19 protein-coding genes are annotated in these 16857 nt (G+C 64.3%); 10 read left to right on the forward strand and 9 right to left on the reverse strand.

Going from position 1 to position 16857, the window contains the following annotated elements; all coding sequences use genetic code 11:
* The first annotated feature begins 47 nt into the window (after positions 1–47).
* Complete coding sequence (locus ACZY0Q_RS05910; protein WP_463916261.1) at positions 48–881, forward strand: carbohydrate ABC transporter permease; 834 nt, start codon at positions 48–50, stop codon at positions 879–881.
* 117 nt (positions 882–998) lie between these two features.
* Here the strand turns inward: ACZY0Q_RS05910 and ACZY0Q_RS05915 are convergent, their stop codons facing one another.
* On the reverse strand, positions 999–2063 hold the full coding sequence (locus ACZY0Q_RS05915) for a YflT domain-containing protein (RefSeq protein WP_463915250.1): 1065 nt from the start codon (positions 2061–2063) through the stop codon (positions 999–1001).
* 77 nt (positions 2064–2140) lie between these two features.
* Here ACZY0Q_RS05915 and ACZY0Q_RS05920 point away from each other — a divergent pair, with 77 nt between their 5' ends.
* The 3 genes from ACZY0Q_RS05920 to ACZY0Q_RS05930 are packed head-to-tail and all read left to right on the forward strand — an operon-like array spanning position 2141 to position 5311.
* Positions 2141–3424, forward strand: a complete 1284-nt coding sequence (locus ACZY0Q_RS05920) for a magnesium transporter MgtE N-terminal domain-containing protein (protein ID WP_463915251.1) — start codon at positions 2141–2143, stop codon at positions 3422–3424.
* Positions 3417–4172, forward strand: a complete 756-nt coding sequence (locus tag ACZY0Q_RS05925) for a DUF1003 domain-containing protein (protein WP_463915252.1) — start codon at positions 3417–3419, stop codon at positions 4170–4172. The genes ACZY0Q_RS05920 and ACZY0Q_RS05925 overlap by 8 nt, the downstream gene beginning before the upstream one ends.
* Positions 4173–4183: 11 nt before the next feature.
* Positions 4184–5311 (forward strand): Mrp/NBP35 family ATP-binding protein, encoded by a 1128-nt coding sequence (locus ACZY0Q_RS05930; RefSeq protein WP_463915253.1) that lies wholly within the window; start codon positions 4184–4186, stop codon positions 5309–5311.
* Positions 5312–5336: 25 nt separating this feature from the next.
* On the opposite strand, the gene ACZY0Q_RS05935 is transcribed toward ACZY0Q_RS05930, so the two are convergent.
* From ACZY0Q_RS05935 to sigE, 3 genes are all read right to left on the reverse strand, one after another.
* On the reverse strand, positions 5337–5747 hold the full coding sequence (locus ACZY0Q_RS05935) for a twin-arginine translocase TatA/TatE family subunit (RefSeq protein ID WP_463915254.1): 411 nt from the start codon (positions 5745–5747) through the stop codon (positions 5337–5339).
* Positions 5748–5816: 69 nt separating this feature from the next.
* Positions 5817–6695, reverse strand: a complete 879-nt coding sequence (locus tag ACZY0Q_RS05940; protein ID WP_463915255.1) for an anti-sigma factor — start codon at positions 6693–6695, stop codon at positions 5817–5819.
* A gap of 8 nt (positions 6696–6703) precedes the next feature.
* Positions 6704–7321: an RNA polymerase sigma factor SigE gene (sigE, locus tag ACZY0Q_RS05945; protein WP_463915256.1), complete on the reverse strand. Its 618-nt coding sequence runs from the start codon at positions 7319–7321 to the stop codon at positions 6704–6706.
* A 227-nt stretch (positions 7322–7548) separates the two neighbouring features.
* On the opposite strand from sigE, the gene ACZY0Q_RS05950 reads away from it, so the two are divergent.
* Positions 7549–8181, forward strand: coding sequence for an O-methyltransferase (locus ACZY0Q_RS05950; protein ID WP_056343985.1), 633 nt, complete (start codon positions 7549–7551; stop codon positions 8179–8181).
* Between the two features lie 83 nt (positions 8182–8264).
* On the opposite strand, the gene ACZY0Q_RS05955 is transcribed toward ACZY0Q_RS05950, so the two are convergent.
* The 4 genes from ACZY0Q_RS05955 to ACZY0Q_RS05970 form a co-directional block, all read right to left on the reverse strand.
* Entirely contained in the window at positions 8265–8432 is a 168-nt protein-coding gene (locus ACZY0Q_RS05955) for a DUF3117 domain-containing protein (protein ID WP_009357720.1), read from the reverse strand.
* 235 nt (positions 8433–8667) lie between these two features.
* A complete protein-coding gene (locus tag ACZY0Q_RS05960; protein WP_463916262.1) occupies positions 8668–9891 on the reverse strand; it encodes a hypothetical protein in 1224 nt (407 codons plus the stop codon).
* Between the two features lie 35 nt (positions 9892–9926).
* Entirely contained in the window at positions 9927–10325 is a 399-nt protein-coding gene (locus ACZY0Q_RS05965) for a DivIVA domain-containing protein (protein ID WP_463915257.1), read from the reverse strand.
* 23 nt (positions 10326–10348) lie between these two features.
* On the reverse strand, positions 10349–11131 hold the full coding sequence (locus ACZY0Q_RS05970; RefSeq protein ID WP_252567425.1) for an LOG family protein: 783 nt from the start codon (positions 11129–11131) through the stop codon (positions 10349–10351).
* A 116-nt stretch (positions 11132–11247) separates the two neighbouring features.
* Here ACZY0Q_RS05970 and ACZY0Q_RS05975 point away from each other — a divergent pair, with 116 nt between their 5' ends.
* The 4 genes from ACZY0Q_RS05975 to ACZY0Q_RS05990 all read left to right on the forward strand — a co-directional run bounded on the left by ACZY0Q_RS05975 (position 11248) and on the right by ACZY0Q_RS05990 (position 14564).
* Complete coding sequence (locus ACZY0Q_RS05975; RefSeq protein ID WP_463915258.1) at positions 11248–12003, forward strand: amino acid ABC transporter ATP-binding protein; 756 nt, start codon at positions 11248–11250, stop codon at positions 12001–12003.
* A gap of 73 nt (positions 12004–12076) precedes the next feature.
* Positions 12077–12964 carry a glutamate ABC transporter substrate-binding protein gene (locus ACZY0Q_RS05980; protein WP_463915259.1) on the forward strand — a complete coding sequence of 296 codons (888 nt, stop codon included), beginning with the start codon at positions 12077–12079 and terminating at the stop codon, positions 12962–12964.
* Positions 12965–13059: 95 nt separating this feature from the next.
* Positions 13060–13710, forward strand: coding sequence for an amino acid ABC transporter permease (locus ACZY0Q_RS05985; protein WP_463915260.1), 651 nt, complete (start codon positions 13060–13062; stop codon positions 13708–13710).
* Entirely contained in the window at positions 13707–14564 is an 858-nt protein-coding gene (locus tag ACZY0Q_RS05990; protein ID WP_463915261.1) for an amino acid ABC transporter permease, read from the forward strand. The genes ACZY0Q_RS05985 and ACZY0Q_RS05990 overlap by 4 nt, the downstream gene beginning before the upstream one ends.
* A gap of 63 nt (positions 14565–14627) precedes the next feature.
* Here ACZY0Q_RS05990 and dapE read toward each other — a convergent pair whose 3' ends face one another.
* Positions 14628–15764: a succinyl-diaminopimelate desuccinylase gene (gene dapE / locus ACZY0Q_RS05995; protein WP_463915262.1), complete on the reverse strand. Its 1137-nt coding sequence runs from the start codon at positions 15762–15764 to the stop codon at positions 14628–14630.
* A 50-nt stretch (positions 15765–15814) separates the two neighbouring features.
* Here dapE and dapD point away from each other — a divergent pair, with 50 nt between their 5' ends.
* Positions 15815–16855 (forward strand): 2,3,4,5-tetrahydropyridine-2,6-dicarboxylate N-succinyltransferase, encoded by a 1041-nt coding sequence (gene dapD / locus ACZY0Q_RS06000; RefSeq protein ID WP_463915263.1) that lies wholly within the window; start codon positions 15815–15817, stop codon positions 16853–16855.
* The last annotated feature ends 2 nt before the right edge of the window (positions 16856–16857 follow it).

Raw genomic sequence — 16857 nt, forward strand, 5'->3', positions numbered from 1 at the left:
GGAAGCAGCCCATCCGGCGTGACGCTGCCCTGGAGGTCACACGCCTCATGCCGAGGCCACTGCTGGCCATCGTCACGGTCCTGCTCTGCGCACTGGTCCTCGTTCCCATCGTGTACATCTTCCTGGCCTCGCTGAACACGGATGTGGGAGTCGCCAGCGGCGAGTTCTGGCCGAGCAGCTTCTCGTTGGACAGCTACACCAAAATCTGGGATTCCGTGGGCCTGGCGAAGGCAATCGGCAACAGCCTGATCGTTTCCGGGGCCACGGCAGTCGTCTCGGCCATCATGGCCATCGGCACGGCCTATGTCCTGGTCCGGTTTGAGTTCCGCGGACGCCTGACGGTGCTGCGCGGGCTGCTGGGTCTCCAGTCCGTCCCGGGTACCCTGATGCTCCTGCCGGTCTTTGTGCTCTTCTCCTCCGCCGGCACTTACTTGGGTGTGACCGTCATCGGCACCCTCTGGGGCCTGTTTATCGCCTACCTGACGTTCGCGCTGCCGTTCTCGACCTGGGTGATGGTCACGTACCTCCGCGGCCTGCCAAGGGAACTGGAGGAAGCGGCGCGTATCGATGGCGCGTCCAACCTCGGGATCCTGTTCCGGATCATCATTCCGCTCAGCTGGCCCGGGATCATCGTTTCAGCAATTTTTGCCTTCCTGCTGGGCTGGAATGACGTGCTTTTCGCGTCCGTGTTCACCCGGCCGGACACGCATACTGCCGCAGTTGCGCTGCAGGTCTTCGCGTCCGCGGTTGAGGGTGGCGCAATCCCGGTGTATTCCCAGCTGATGGCGGCTTCCTTGGTCTGTGCCATCCCTGTGGTGGTCCTGTACTTCATGTTCCAGAAGTACCTCGTGGGCGGCCTGACAGCCGGCAGCGTCAAGTAAGACTGCTTCATAAACGACTCCGCCCGGTGCAGCAATTGCTGCACCGGGCGGAGTTGTTTGTTTACTGCGGGCATCGCTCCCCCGGCTAATGGATAACCAGCTCTCCCGGGGCGCGGCCTAAGGTGTGGAGTCGCTGGAGTCCTTGGTGGCGTCGGCGTGGGAGGGCGTCCGGGACTCTTCTGTGGTCCGCTGGCCTGCGCCGGGTTGTGCCGAACCCTGCTGTTCTGAGCCGGGTTGTTCTGAGCCAGTCTGTTCCGTGCCGGGCTGGCCCGTCGTGGCCTGTTCTGAGGCGGGCCGGTCCGAGACACGGACGCCGTACTGGGGACGGCCGTCAGGGAGGTCCGGGTATCGGACGCCGGCGGCGGGAGTCTTCGCGGGCTGAGCCGCTGCTTCCGGTTGCGCGCCCTGGTCCGGCCCGGCGGCGTGCACCTGTCCGCCCTGGGCTGCCCCCTGGCCTGTTGTGCCTCCACCCTGCTGCCCGTAGGGGTCATTCCACGTGGCAGGACGTGCGGGTGCCGGACCGGGCTGATTGCCGGACTGACTGCCCGGCTGGCCCGGCTGGCCCTGCGGGCCGGGCTGCTGGCCCTGCTGGCCGGGCTGCTGGCCCTGCTGACCCGACGGGCCGTACGGCTGGTTCTGGTAGCCCTGGGGATTGTACTGGGCGGCTGCGTCCGAACGGTTCATGGGCAGTTGCTGGAGCAGCCGACGCGCATCATGGGCGGCTTCCACCGACACCACAACGTCGTAGTTGGTGGCCACCACCTGGCTGGTCGATGTGAAATCCCGCTTTCCACGCTGCATGGCGTAGGTGACGATGCCGAACAGCATAAAGAAGGCGGCCCCCATCAGCACGGACGCCAGGATCGAGAAGTAGCCGGGCGACGGGGCGAAGAAGGAAAGCATAACGCCGACGAAAAGGCCGAACCACATACCGCTGAGCGCCCCGGAGAGAGCCACCCGCGGGTAGCTGAGGCGGCCGGTCACCCGCTCAACCATCTTCAGTTCGTTGCCCACGATGGAAACCATGTGGACCGGGAACTGCTGGTCGGCGAGGTAGTCCACCGCCTTCTGGGCATCCAAGTAGGAGGTGTACGAGCCCACGGTGTCGCCGGTGGGCACCGTCCTGGCGTCGTCGGGCCCACTGGGGCCACCGGCCTTGGGAGCACCAAAAATGTTTGACATACACCCATTCTTGCCCATCAGCATGTATGCCGCCTGTAAATTCAGCTAAAAGAGAGCAGACTCGGTAGCCTGTAGACGTGAGTACAAATCTTTCGCGCGTCTTTGTGGCCCGCCTGCTGGGTCTTGACGTCTTCGACCCCTTGGGCGACCGCTTGGGCAGGTTGCGCGATGTGGTGGTGCTCTCACGTGGCAGCCGCGGCGCCCCGCACGTGGTGGGTATCGTCGTCGAAGTTCCCGGCAAAAAGCGGGTCTTCGTGCCGATGACCCGCATAACGTCCATCGACCAGACACAGATCATCTGCACCGGGCTGGTTAACCTCCGGCGCTTTGAACAGCGCGGCGCGGAGACGCTAGTGGTGGCGGAAATGTTCGATCGCCGCGTCACTCTCCGGGACGGCAGCGGCGACGCCACCATCGAGGACATCGCCATGGACCAGCACCGGTCCCGCGACTGGTTCGTGAGCAAGCTGTTCGTCCGCAGGGGCCACTCCCTGTCCCCGCTCAGCCGGCTGCGCCGGAACGAGACCATGATCATCGACTGGGCCGACGCCCTTCAGGGTGCCCGCACCGAACCCCAGGCAGCCACCCAGTTCGTGGCCAACCACGAAGACCTCAAACCCGCAGACTTCGCCGAGGCGCTGCAGGAGATGAGCGACAAACGCCGGTTCGAAGTGGCCAGCGAACTCCAGGATGAAAGATTGGCTGACGTCCTGCAGGAACTGCCCGAGGACGATCAGGTGGAAATCCTGTCCGCCCTTGACGTCCAGCGCGCAGCCGACGTCCTGGAGGAGATGGATCCCGACGACGCCGCAGACCTCCTTGGCGAACTGCCGACAGCCCAGGCAGAAGAACTGCTCCAGCTCATGGAACCCGAAGGCGCCGAGGACGTCAGGCGGCTCCTCGAATACGACGAGGACACCGCCGGTGGCCTGATGACGCCTGTTCCGGTGATCCTTCCCCCGGAGGCGACTGTCGCCGAAGCACTGGCCCACGTCCGCCGTGAGGAACTCTCCCCCGCCCTGGCCTCCTCCATCTTCATCACCCGGCCCCCGCTGGAAACCCCCACCGGACGCTTCCTGGGTGTGGTCCACATCCAGCAGCTGCTGCGGTTCCCGCCTTTCGAGCCCTTGGGCAACCTGGTGGACAAGAACCTTGAGCCGTTGTCCGATCAAGCCCACATCAGCGAAGTGGCCCGCACCCTGGCAACGTACAACCTGAACTCCCTTCCGGTGGTCAACGACGCCGGCCGGCTAGTAGGGGCGGTGACTGTTGATGACGTTTTGGATCATCTGTTACCGGATGACTGGCGCGCCTATGATGGCGAAGCCCCGATAAGAAAACTGGGAGGCCGCATTGGCTGACACCGGCGCCCCCAAGAATCCCAACAAGAAGGCCGCGGCCAAGGGCGGACTCGACACACCCTTAAGCGGCCGCCAACGCATCCTGCCCAAATTCTCGCCGGACCCGGACGCGTTCGGGCACGCCACGGAAGGCTTCGCCCGGTTTATGGGCACGCCGCAGTTCCTGGTCTACATGACGGTCTTCGTTGTCATCTGGCTGGTCTGGAACACGTGGGCGCCGGGAGAATGGCAGTTCGATTCGCGCCTCCTGGGTTACACCCTGCTGACCCTTATGCTTTCGCTGCAGGCCTCGTACGCGGCTCCGCTGCTGCTGCTTGCCCAGAACCGGCAGGATGACCGGGACCGGGTCTCGCTCCAGCAGGACAGGCAGCGCGCCGAACGCAACCTCTCCGACACCGAGTACCTCACCCGGGAACTGGCGTCGCTGAGGATCGCGCTGCGCGAGGTTGCCACCCGCGACTACGTCCGGGCCGAGCTGCGCACGCTCCTCGAGGACATGCTGGAAGCGCAAGAGGAGCTGCGGACCCACGATCACGTCGGAGCCAGCAGCCACGAGTCACCGCGCGAGAAGATCAAGGACAGGCTCAAGGAAAAGCGCGATAAGCAGCGGAATCCCCGCACGCAGCAGATTCCCAAGGTCAAAGCCGGCCACGCCGCCAAAGAGCAGGCAGCTAAGGACCAGGCCGAGAAGGAGCCATCCGTTCAGGACTCGGCCATCCCGGAGCACAACCCCACCACCGAAAGCTGAGTCCTGCCCGCATGAGCCACCCCCTGGAGCAGGCAGTCAACGCTGCATTGGCCACCGTGATCGATCCTGAGCTCCGCCGTCCCATCACGGAACTGGGCATGGTGGAGTCCGTGGACATCTCTGCGGACGGCTGTGTCAGGCTGGCCGTCCTGCTGACCATCGCGGGCTGCCCCCTGCGCGGGACCATTACTGCCGACTCCGAAAAGGCGCTGTCCGCAGTTCCGGGCGTGACCGCCGTCGACGTTGAACTGAAGGTGATGAACCAGGCCCAGCGGGACGCCCTGAAGGAACAGCTCCGCGGCGCCTCCGGCCAGCGCGGCATTCCGTTCAACGAGCCGGGGTCGCTGACCAAGGTGTATGCGGTGGCCAGCGGCAAGGGCGGTGTGGGCAAGTCATCGCTGACGGTCAACCTGGCCTGCGCCCTGGCCGCCCAGGGGCTTCGGGTGGGCATCGTGGATGCCGACGTTCATGGGTTCTCGGTGCCGGCCCTGATGGGCATCACGCAGGCACCCACGCGGGTGGACGACATGATCCTTCCGCCGGTGGCGTACGGCGTAAAAGTGATTTCCATCGGCATGTTCGTGGCCGGAAACCAGCCTGTTGCCTGGCGGGGGCCGATGCTCCACCGGGCCCTCGAACAGTTCCTGACCGACGTCTACTTCGGCGACCTTGACGCCCTGTTCCTCGACCTTCCACCCGGCACCGGCGACATCGCAATTTCCGTTGCCCAGCTGCTGCCGAAGGCCGAGATCCTGGTGGTCACCACGCCGCAGGCCGCAGCTGCCGACGTCGCCGAGCGCGCGGGTGCCATCGCCACCCAGACAGGCCAGACAGTGGCCGGCGTCATCGAGAACATGTCGTACCTGGAAATGCCCGACGGCGGGCGGATGGAGCTGTTTGGCAACGGCGGCGGGGCGATCCTTGCCGAAAGGCTCACGACGACGGTGGGCGCCGAGGTGCCGCTCCTGGGACAGATTCCGCTGGACATCCTGCTGCGGGAAGGCGGCGATACCGGCGCGCCGATCGTGCTTGGCAGGCCGGAGACTCCGGCAGCCATGGCGCTGATCGAGATTGCGGGAAAGCTCGCTGCGAGGCCCAGGGGACTTACAGGGATGAACCTGGGCCTGCAGCCCCGCTAGCGCAGCCCACCAAGGCGGACAGCGCCTAGGTTGCTTCGGTGTCGAACGGGGCTGGTTCGCCCGGGGGCAATGACTGGACCACGCGTTCCGGTCGGGAGGGAGCCGTCCCGCCTGTGGCAGCAGCCCCTGCGCCGGCGACGGCAGCTACCGCGGCCGGCGCGCCGGCACTGACGGGTTTGGTGTCGTCGTCCAGGAGCGCTTCCTTGATGATGCGCCGCGGATCATACTGGCGGGGATCGTATTTCTTCCAGTCGACGTCATCGATGTCGATGCCGACTTCTTCCTTGATCTGCTCCCGCGCACCGGAGGCCATCCGGCGGACTTCCTTCACCAAATTGGCAAGTTTCTGGGTGTATTCGGGCAGGCGCTGGGGACCGATCACCAGGATGCCGATGATCAGCAGGATGAAGAACTCCGGGCCGTTGATTCCAAACACTTTAGGAAGATTACCCTCTCCGGAGCCCGGCTGACGATTCCTGCCCGCCATCGCCGCAAAGTGCCTGCATCACGGAGCCAGTATCTCCCCGAGTTTGCGGATTCCCCGCTCCAACCGGGCCGCGGGAGAGTCGTCCTCTGCGGTCACTGCGGCAGCAGGCGCTGTGCTGGCACCCTCATTAATTCCTTCCACGGCGAGGACGCTGAGCCGCTGCAGCACTGGAACGGCGTCGTCGGCCTGTTCCGCCTGGAGGTCGGATTCCACGGTGAAAATCCCGGCCGTGGTCTCAACAGTGGCCGTCCAGGGCGCCAGGTTGCGGACCACCAGCTTCTCATCCGTCTGGCTTGTGCTTAGGCCGCCGTCCTGACCGAGATTCTGCTCGGCGTCCGCAGGATGTTGTTCCACGATCGTGGCGTAGTGGTTCCCATCGGAGAGGTGCAATTCCACCGCCGGCCGTCCGTTAAGTGTTATGGCATTGGCGCTCCGGACGTGGAAGCCGAGCTGCTCCAGTTCCGGACAGACCCAGCCTTCCGAGCGAAGGGCGAGAAGTTGCGATGCGCTGAGCTCCCTGCCGTCGGCCGGCAGCTGGGCCGTATGCTGCTCTAGGCTCCCATTGATGGCCGTCTGGGCGACGGGCGTGCTGTCCCCCGACAGCGCAAACGCACTGACCGCAAGAATTCCGGCGGCTGCGGCCGTGCCGCCGGCGGCGAGTGCGAGGACTTTCACGGCCTGGGACTGGCGCGGGGCTGGCTCGGCCGCGGCCGCCAGCAACTGTGTCCTGGCCAGCAGCCGGGCCGTCAGGTCATCGCTGGCAGGCGGTATTGCCGCATCACGGAGACGCTCGATGTACTGGCGTTCACGCTTCCGGGCCGCTGCACATTCTGCGCAGGTCTGCACGTGCTCGGCGCCGCGGTGGTGCCGGCGTCCAAAGGGGTTCTGGGGCGACATGGTGCCGATCAGAGGATGCTGGCGATGCGTGGCAGCGAAAGCTTCGGCTTTCGTCCTTGGTGTGGCCGGGGATCGCGGTGGGCCAGCTTTTCGCGCAGCATGGTCCGGCCCCGGTGGATACGGGAACGGACGGTACCCAGTTTGACGCCGAGTGCAGCGGCCACTTCGTCGTAGGACAGGCCTTCCAGGTCGCAAAGCACGACGGCGGCGCGGAAGTCCGGGGGCAGCTCCTCCAAGGCAGACTGGACATCGAGGTCCAGGTTGTTCAGTTCGAAGCTCTGTTCCGGTCCGGGTTCACGCCCGGGAATCCGGGATTCGGCGTCGTCAGCCAGAGCGTCAAACCGGATCCGGGTTTTCCGGCGGGCCTGGTCCAGGAACAGGTTGGTGGTGATGCGGTGCAGCCAGCCATCCAGTGTCCCGGGCTTGAAATTCTCCAGTGACCGGAAGACGCGGACAAACACCTCCTGGGTGAGATCCTCGGCGTCGAACTTGTTCCCCGTCAGGCGGTACGCCAGGCGGTAGACCTTGGCGGAGTGGTTGGCCACCACTTCCTCCCAGGTGGGCCTGACCCATACAGCGGCGGAATCTTGCGTCGCAGGGACAGGTGCCATACCTGATGCTGACATCGTCCACTCCCATCGTGGATTGCTATCGCCCGGATACTGTTGACATCTCTGGTTCGGCGCCGATCACCTCATGGATGACCGGATATCCATCATTTCAAATTTGGCTGGGAATTTCCTGACCGGGGCGGTTCTTCAGCCAAAGGCACAACGATTACCTTCCCCGGCTGGCACCCCCGCACACAGTAGGCTGTACTAAACACTCCCCTGCCGCCCAGAAAGCGAATCACATGAGCGCCGACAAATCCACGAGCTGGTCCTATGCAGAAGATCTGCCCGCAGAGGATGAGGTTATGCTTCGTGCCAGGGAGCGCTCGTTCGAATTGGGCGTGACCCCCATCGGCGCAGGTGTTGGTGCGGTCCTGACGGTGTTGGCGGCGGGCTCGAAGGCCCAGACCGCTGTCGAAATCGGCACAGGTGCAGGTGTCTCGGGCGTTTGCATCCTGCGGGGGCTCGGACCGCAGGCCGTGCTGACCACCATCGACGTGGACGTCGAACATCTGAAGGCGGCACGTGAGGCTTTTTCGGAGGCCGGCAGCCCGGCCAACCGCACGCGCACCATTTCCGGCCGCGCCGGGGATGTCCTGCCGCGCCTGACCGACTCCGCTTATGACCTGGTGTTTGTTGACGCCGACAAGCCCGGCCTGCCCGGCTACGTGGAACAGGCTGTCCGGCTCCTGAAGGCCGGCGGGCTGCTCATCATCAATGACGCACTGGACAAGGACCGCGTGGCCAACCCGGCTGTCCGTGAATCCAACACTGTGGTGCTCCGCCAGGTAGGCAAGGCAATCCGCGACGACGACCGCCTGGCGTCCGCTATGCTTCCCACCGGCGACGGCCTGCTGGTTGCAGTCAAGAAGTAGATCTACAGGAAAGAAGCCAGGGTCCGCAGCCGGTTGGCTGCGGACCCTGGCCCTGCGGGATTATTCGGCAGCGCCGAACAGGATTATTCAGTCACGCCGACGAGGCATTCCTTAAGGTTGGCCGCCTCCGCAGCGTTCAGTTCCACCACAAGCCGTCCGCCGCCTTCGAGCGGTACACGCATGATCAGGCTGCGGCCCTCTTTGGTGACTTCCATAGGGCCGTCGCCGGTGCGTGGTTTCATAGCCGCCATGAGGAATTTCCCCTCCATTTAGTCCCAGGACATATCAGCCCGGATGGGCTGTGTCCGCATGGTCAAATCAAGCCGCTATGGCGGCCCGTACTGATGCCGCCATGGCTGAACATTTCTTAATGCTTTTTGTCCCTGCTTACTTACTATTATCCCGTAATGACCCGCGCGTAGCTAATCGATGGACATTTACGGCCGCGTCGGATTCCCCAATCCGCCGGCCAGGCACCGCCCTCGATCACGGCGGATAATCTCCGCCGCCCGGAAGCTGCGCCCATGCCCACAGCCAGACGATCCACACGATCTGGAGCAGGACAAACGTTGTCAGGACCGTGCCGCGGTATGCCTTGGACCGGGACAACAGCGCGGCCGCCAGGGCCAACGGAAACAGCGGTAGCAACATCCGGAAAGTACTGGTCTGGGGGTGGAGGAACAGCAGGAGGTAGCCCATATAGCAGGCGCACCAGAGGCGCATTTCCACACCAAGCCGGACCACCGGCGGGGAGAAAAGCAGGAGCGCAAAAACGCCCGTAAAGACGAATGGCGCCACGATCCCCAGGACCGGGCCAAAGAGGTCGACGCCGGTGTCGAACCAAGGCTTGAACGGCACCAGATCATGGCCGCGCCACACGGTTTCGGTTTTGGTATACGCCTCAATGTCCCCTGTAGCAGCCCATGCCGCTGCCGGCCAGAGCAGGGCTGAGGCACCGCACACAAGGGTGAGGCCCGCCAGGGCGGCCAGCTCCCCCAGGCTGTGGGCGCCCGGCAGCGGCTCACTCCGATGTTTCTCGCGGCCCCGCTCTACGAGTCGCCAGAGGAAGAGCAGCCCCACCATGGCGGCAAAAGGAACGCCCACGGGACGGGACAGGCACAGCAGGAGTACCACCGGCATAGCCGCGAAATAGTGACGCCCCATGACGAGCAGCAGGGCCGACGCCAGCAGGAAAATGGTCAGGGGCTCCGCGTACGGGACCTGGAGAATGGCAGACACAGGAAAGGTCGAGAAGAATGCCACACCCCAAAGCGCCGCAGCGTGCGAGGCCCTGAGCCTGAACAGGCAGTACAAAACCAGGGCCGCACCCAACCCAGCCAGCATGGCGACGACCGTCAGCGCCGCGGCAGGGCTGATCCCCGTCAGGCCCGCGAGCGCACGGCCCAGGGCCGGGAAGAGCGGATAGAAGGCCCACGCATTTTCCTGCACGTTGCCGGCGGTATCCGTTGGAAGTGGTGAGGGATACCCGTCGGTGATGATCCGGCCGTACCATCGCGCATCCCAGATATTGATGAAGTTCCAGTAGTCAGGGACGGCCGGAAACCACGGGTTAGGCCCTTGGTGCAGGGCTGCTGCCATAAAGATGCACGCGCTGACCAGGCGGGCAGCGACGTAAAGGGCGCCAACCTGCAGCCACCATGGCCAGCGTTGGACCGCGGCCACTGTGCGGGCGCCGAATGCGGTGATCAACGCCGTCGGGCCCGTCCGGTCCCCGGTGTCTGTGCTCAAGCGCCCGCCTCCGGGTGCGCCGCACGTTCCGCTTGCAGTAGCCGTGCACGGAGCCTGCCAAGTTCTTCGTCCTTGGCCTCTATCTGGTCCCGCAGTTCGTCGAGGACCTGGTCCACCTGGTCCATCCTGTACCCGCGCAGGCCGAGGGAGAAGCGGACACGGTCGACGTCGGCGGGTGCAGCGTTGGCCGGCAGCAGTACCGGCGGAAGGTTGGCGGGTGGCTGCCCGAACCCCGGGTAGAGAATCGGATTTTCCGGTACATCAGTGCCGACGGCTGGTTCACTCCCCCGGCGGAGGCTCCGCAGTACGCCGCGGCGGCCCCCGGCGCCTGCCCAGAGGGTGGCGCCGATCAGCACGATGGCGAGGTAGACCAGGAAAAAACTCACAGCACCCATCGTGCCAGATCTGGGCCGGCGGCCTATTCGGGGCGTTGCTCGCCGTTGGTGGGAACGGGGGGCGTCCCGTGCAGCACCAATTGCACCGCTTCGGCGGGATCGTCCACTACCTGGATGAGGTCCAGGTCCTTTGCGGAGACCATTCCTTCCGCCACGAGGGTGCCCTTGATCCATTCGATCATCGGCCCCCAGAAGTCGACGCCGAGAAGCACGATCGGGAAGGAGGTCACCTTCCGGGTCTGGACCAGGACCATGGCTTCGAAGAGCTCATCCAGCGTCCCCAGTCCGCCCGGAAGAACGATGAAACCCTGGGCATATTTGACGAACATGGTCTTGCGTGCGAAGAAGTACCGGAAGTTAATGCCGAGGTCCACCCACTGGTTCAGGCCCTGCTCGAAGGGCAATTCAATACCCAGGCCGACGGAGACGCCGTTGCCTTCCACGGTGCCGCGGTTGGCGGCCTCCATGGAGCCGGGACCGCCGCCGGTGATGACAGCCACGCCCGCGGCTGCCAGCTTCCGGCCTACTTCCATGCCCATTTCATAGTACGGGCTGCCAGGCTTGGTGCGTGCCGAGCCGAAGACACTGACGGCTGGCCCCAGGTCCGCAAGCGCGCCGAACCCTTCGACGAATTCGCTCTGGATCCGGAGGACACGCCAGGGGTCTGAATGGACGAACTGTCCGGCGCCCTTGGTATCAAGCAGATGCTGGTCGGACATTTCCACAGCCGCCTGCTTGCGGCGTAGTTCAAGGGGCCCCTTACGGCGCGGCTGGGAGGTTTTGGCCGGATCTGCGTTGATGCTCATCCCCCAAGGCTAATGCCAAGGCCGGCGTGCCTGTGGCAGGTATCTCTTGAATCACGATCCGCGCGAACTTGGCGTGATTCACCTCATAACCAGCCAATGTTCGCTAGATTCTTCTTATGACTACTCATGTGCCCGGCGATGCGCTCGTCTCCCTGAATGGTGTGAATAAGCATTACGGTCAGTTGCACGTTTTGAAGGACATCAATCTCAACGTCCGCAAGGGCGAAGTGGTGGTGGTCATTGGCCCGTCAGGCTCGGGAAAGTCAACGTTGTGCCGTGCCATTAACCGTCTCGAAACCATCGAAGGCGGCACCATCAGCATTGATGGAAAGGTGTTGCCGGAAGAGGGGAAAGAGCTGGCCCAGCTCCGCGCCGACGTCGGCATGGTCTTTCAGTCCTTCAACCTCTTCGCGCACAAGACCATCCTTGAAAACGTGACGCTTGGTCCCATCAAGGTCAAAGGCGTAGCCAAGGCCCAGGCCGACAAGGAAGCCATGGCGTTGCTTGAGCGCGTGGGCGTGGGTCACCAGGCCCCCAAACTCCCGGCGCAGCTCTCCGGCGGCCAGCAGCAGCGCGTGGCCATCGCGCGCGCCCTGGCCATGAAGCCCAAGGTCATGCTCTTTGATGAGCCCACCTCTGCGCTGGACCCCGAAATGATCAACGAGGTCCTCGACGTCATGATCCAGCTGGCCAAGGAAGGCATGACCATGGTTGTGGTCACGCATGAAATGGGCTTTGCCCGGAAGGCCGCCGACCGCGTGGTGTTCATGGCGGATGGCCAGATCGTGGAGGATGCCAAGCCGGAAGAATTCTTCACCAATCCGAAGAGTGACCGTGCCAAGGACTTCCTGTCCAAGCTGCTGACCCACTGATTTTCCATCAACGAACACACACTCCAGTTCGCATCCAGGCCGTGACCCACGGCCGATCAATGAAAGGAATGTCATGAAGGCATTTATGACCCGCCGGAAGTCGTTCTTCGTGGCGGCAACTGCTGCCCTGGCGTTGTCCCTGAGCGCATGTGGCGGCACCACGCCCGGCACCACCAGCGATCCCACAGTTGCCGACAAGCCGACGTTTGCCGCCGGCACCACCATGGCCAAGCTGTCCTCAGCAGGCACCATCAAGATCGGCACCAAATACGATCAGCCGCTCTTCGGCCAGGTGGGCCTGGACGGCAAGCCCATCGGCTTTGACGTCGAGATGGGCAAGCTGATCGCTGCCAAGCTCGGCATTCCCGCTGACAAGATCGAATGGTCCGAGACACAGTCCGCCAACCGCGAGCCGTTTATCGAGCAGGGCAAGGTTGACCTTGTCATCGCCACCTACACCATCAACGACAAGCGCAAGCAGGTTGTCAGCTTCGCGGGTCCCTACTACGAGGCCGGGCAGGCCCTGATGGTCAACAAAGACAACACCTCCATCAAGAAGCCCGAAGACGTCAAGGGCAAGAAGGTCTGCTCCGTCACGGGCTCAACCCCTGCTGCCACGATCGTCGACAAGTACGGAGCGGTGCTCGCCCCGGCCGGCAAGTACTCTGACTGCCTGGAGCCCCTGCGCAACAAGCAGGTCGAAGCCATCACCACCGACAACGTGATCCTTGCTGGCTTTGTGGACAAGGAGCCGGACGCCTTCAAGCTGGCTTCTGACGAGACTTTCACCAAGGAGCCCTACGGCATCGGCCTGAAGAAGGACGACACCGAATTCCGCAACTGGATCAACGACCAGCTGGAAGCATTCGACAAGGACGGGTCCTACAAGAAGGCCTGGGAAGCAACGGCAGGCTCGGTCATCAAGACTGCTCCTGAACTTCCCGCCATCAACCGCTACTAGGTAACATCGGCGGTTTTCGGGGGATTCGCGTCCGCGGGTCCCCCGAAAACGGCCCCCTCCTTTTCGACCGCCTACGCCTAGAGCCGAAGGATCCTATGGAAGTCATCATTGAAAACCTCCCGCTGTATTGGGAAGGCCTTCTACGCACCCTTTTCCTGTCTGTCGTCTCCGGGATCATCGCGCTTACCCTCGGCACACTCCTGGCGGCAGCCCGGGTCTCCCCCGTTGCAGCACTCCGTGGATTCAGCACCGTGTATGTGGAAGTCCTCCGGAACACCCCCCTGACCATTGCTTTTTTCTTCGCAGCTGTCGTCCTGCCACGCCTCGGCGTCACCTTCCAGCAGTTCGAAGTCGCCGCGATTATCGCCCTCAGCGCCTACACGGCGGCCTTCATCGCCGAAGCCGTCCGTTCAGGCGTCAATAGTGTCCCGCTTGGCCAGGCCGAGGCGGCGCGCAGCATCGGCATGAAGTTTAGCCAGGTACTCTCCTTCATCATCCTGCCGCAGGCCCTGCGGACGGTGATCCCGCCGCTGATCAACATTCTGATTGCCCTCGTGAAAAACTCATCCGTCGCCGGCGCCTTCTTTGTGCTGGAGCTGTTCGGCTATGGCCGCCAGATGTCCAACGCCAACGGTGACCAGGTCATGGCCGTACTGCTGGGTGTGGCATTCTTCTATCTGCTCCTCACCATTCCGCTGGGCATCTTGGCCAGCACGGTGGAACGAAAGGTGGCGATTGCCCGATGACTTCAGTCCTCTACGACGTTCCCGGTCCCAAGGCCCGGCGGGTTTCGCTGATCGGTTCCGTCATCGGAACCGTGGTGATCCTTGGCCTGCTCGCCTGGATCGTGATGACGCTGGCCCAACAGGGCATTTTTGAAGGACGCCGGTGGGCGATCTTCACCCGGGCCGATGTCTGGATGCTGCTCGGAAACGGCATCGGTGCCACGCTCAGCGCGGCCGCCATCGCCGCGGTGATCGCGTTCCCGCTCGGCCTGATGCTATGCCTGCTGCGGATCTCCCTCGTCGCCTGGATCCGGATCCCCACCCGGGTGGTCCTGGAGTTCCTGCGCGGCATGCCGGTTGTGCTGATGATGCTGTTCGTCCTGCTGGTGTTCGGCACCAGTTCCTTCATCGCTGTAGTTGCCGGGCTCGTCCTGTACAACGCCGCCATCTTCGCTGAGATCATCAGGGCAGGCATCCAGTCCCTGCCCAAGGGACAGCGGGAGGCGGGCCTGACCATCGGACTGACCAGCTTCCAGTCCCGGATGCTCATCGAACTGCCGCAGGCGGTCCGCCGGATGATGCCATCGCTGGTTGCCCAGCTTGTGGTACTCCTGAAGGACACCTCTCTTGGCTACATCGTGGCCTATGGCGAGCTCCTCCGTGCAGTGCAGGTCATGGCCGACTTCCTGGGTAACGCGTTCCTGTTCCCAATCTTTTTTGTCGCCGCAGCCATCTACATTGCGATTAACATCTGCGTTTCCCGAATTGCGGTGTGGATCGAGCGTCGCGGCACCACGAAGGCCGCTGGCGGCGTTGCCAAGGCGCCAACCGCCGTCGTTGCACCGGAGCTGCCGGAATTACGGGAACCCAAATAGCAATACTTCCCCGTATGCAGAAGGGTCCGCAGCCAGCAGGCTGCGGACCCTTCTGCATACGGGCTACGCCGCCAGCCAGCTCCGCAATGCCCGCAGGCACTCCCGGATGGCGTCGGCATCGACGTGCTCGTTGTCCTTGTGGGCCAGCAGCGGATCGCCGGGCCCGAAGTTCACCGCGGGGATCCCCAGTTCGCTGAAGCGTGCGACGTCGGTCCAGCCGTACTTCGGTTTCGGCTCGGCCCCGACGGCGGCGACGAAGGACGCGGCAGCGGGATGATTCAGGCCGGGACGGGCTCCGGCGGCAGCGTCCACGCGGACCACAGCGAAGCCCGCCAACAGTTCCCTGACGTGCGCTTCCGCCTGGTCCGGCGTCTTGTCCGGGGCGAAGCGGTAGTTGATTTCCACCACGCAGCGGTCTGGAATGACGTTGCCGGCCGTGCCGCCGTGGATCTTCACTGCGTTGAGGCTCTCGCGGTAGTCCAGGCCGTCAACGTTGATGGTCTGCGGCTCGTAGTCCGACAGCCGGGCCAGGATGGGCGCCGCCGCGTGGATGGCGTTGCTGCCCATCCACGCACGCGCGGAATGCGCTGCCTCGCCCACTGTGGTGGCCTCAAAACGGCTGGTGCCGTTGCAGCCACCTTCGACTGTGCCGTGAGTCGGTTCCAGCAGGATGGCGAAGTCCCCGTCCAGGAGGTCGCCGTGGTTGCGGACCAGACGCCCCAAGCCACTCTTGACCGACTCCACTTCCTCGTGGTCATAGAACACAAAGGTGACGTCCCGCTTGGGCGCCGCGCCGCCGTCGAACATTGTAGCCGCCAGCGCCAGCTGCACGGCGACGCCGCCCTTCATGTCAGTGGCTCCGCGCCCGTAGAGCACACCCTCCCCCGGGACGCCGGACTCCCACGTGGACGGGACGGTTCCGCGCGCGCCTTCCGTAACCGGCAACGGCACAGTGTCCAGGTGTCCGGCGAGGATGACCCGTTCCGCCCTGCCCAGTTCGGTGCGGGCGATGATGGAGTCACCGTCCCGGACCACCTGGAGTCCGGGGATGGCCTGCAGCGCGGCTTCGACGGCGTCGGCCAGCACGGTCTCGTTCCCGGACACGCTGTTGATGTCCATGATGGCGGCGGTGAGCACGGAGACGTCCTGACGGAGGTCCAAAGGCACGGTGGTGGATTTCGGGGCGGTTTCGGCAGTCACGTTGCCAGTCTAGTTCGAACGCGGCCCCTGCCTCTCGCTAGACTGGGGCCATGACTGAGACCGCTACCTCCGCCGCGCCCGAGAACCAGAACGCAACCTCCCAAGACCGCTCCGCCTACGGCTTCGGGTTGGCCACCATCGCTACGGCCGTTGGCCAAGACGCAGCGGAAGCCACCGTCCTGGACGTCTGGTTCCCGGCACCGGCCCTAGGCATCGCGGCCGACAACCTTCGCGCCGTGGAGAATGCGGACGAAACCCTGGTCCAGCTCGCCGAAAGCGGCACGGACGCTGACCGCGGGACCGAGCAGAAGGTGGTCTTCGTCCAAATCAACCTTGACGAAGCTCCGGCTGACACCGCCGATGCGTACCTGCGCCTGCACCTGCTCTCCCACCGGCTGGTCCGGCCCAACACCATCAACCTGGATGGCATCTTCGGCAAGCTCCCCAACGTGGTGTGGACCAACTTCGGCCCCGCCGCCGTGGAAGGCTTCGAGCTGACCCGCGTCAAGCTTCGCCGCCGTGGCGCCGTCACTGTCTACGGCGTGGACAAGTTCCCGCGCATGGTGGACTACGTGGTGCCCTCCGGTGTCCGGATCGCCGACGCCGACCGCGTCCGCCTCGGTGCCCACCTCGCCGAAGGCACCACCGTGATGCACGAAGGCTTTGTGAACTTCAACGCCGGCACCCTGGGCGCTTCCATGGTGGAAGGCCGCATCTCCGCCGGCGTCGTGGCCGGCGATGGCAGCGACGTGGGAGGCGGCGCGTCGATCATGGGCACCCTCTCCGGGGGCGGCAAGGAAAAGATCGTCATCGGTGACCGGGTCCTGCTGGGCGCCAACTCCGGCGTCGGCATCAGCGTCGGCGATGACTCAGTGGTGGAAGCAGGCCTCTACGTCACCGCTGGAACCCGCGTGCTTGTTCCCGGGCCCAAGGACGAGGACGGCGAAGACACCGCCAAGATCGTGAAGGCAGCCGAGCTTTCCGGCGTCCCCAACCTCCTGTTCCGGCGCAACTCCACCACCGGCGCCGTAGAGGTCTTGCCGCGCAAGGGCCAGACCGTGGAACTCAACGACGCCCTCCACGCCAACTGACC

Source organism: Pseudarthrobacter lactosi, from assembly GCF_055412785.1.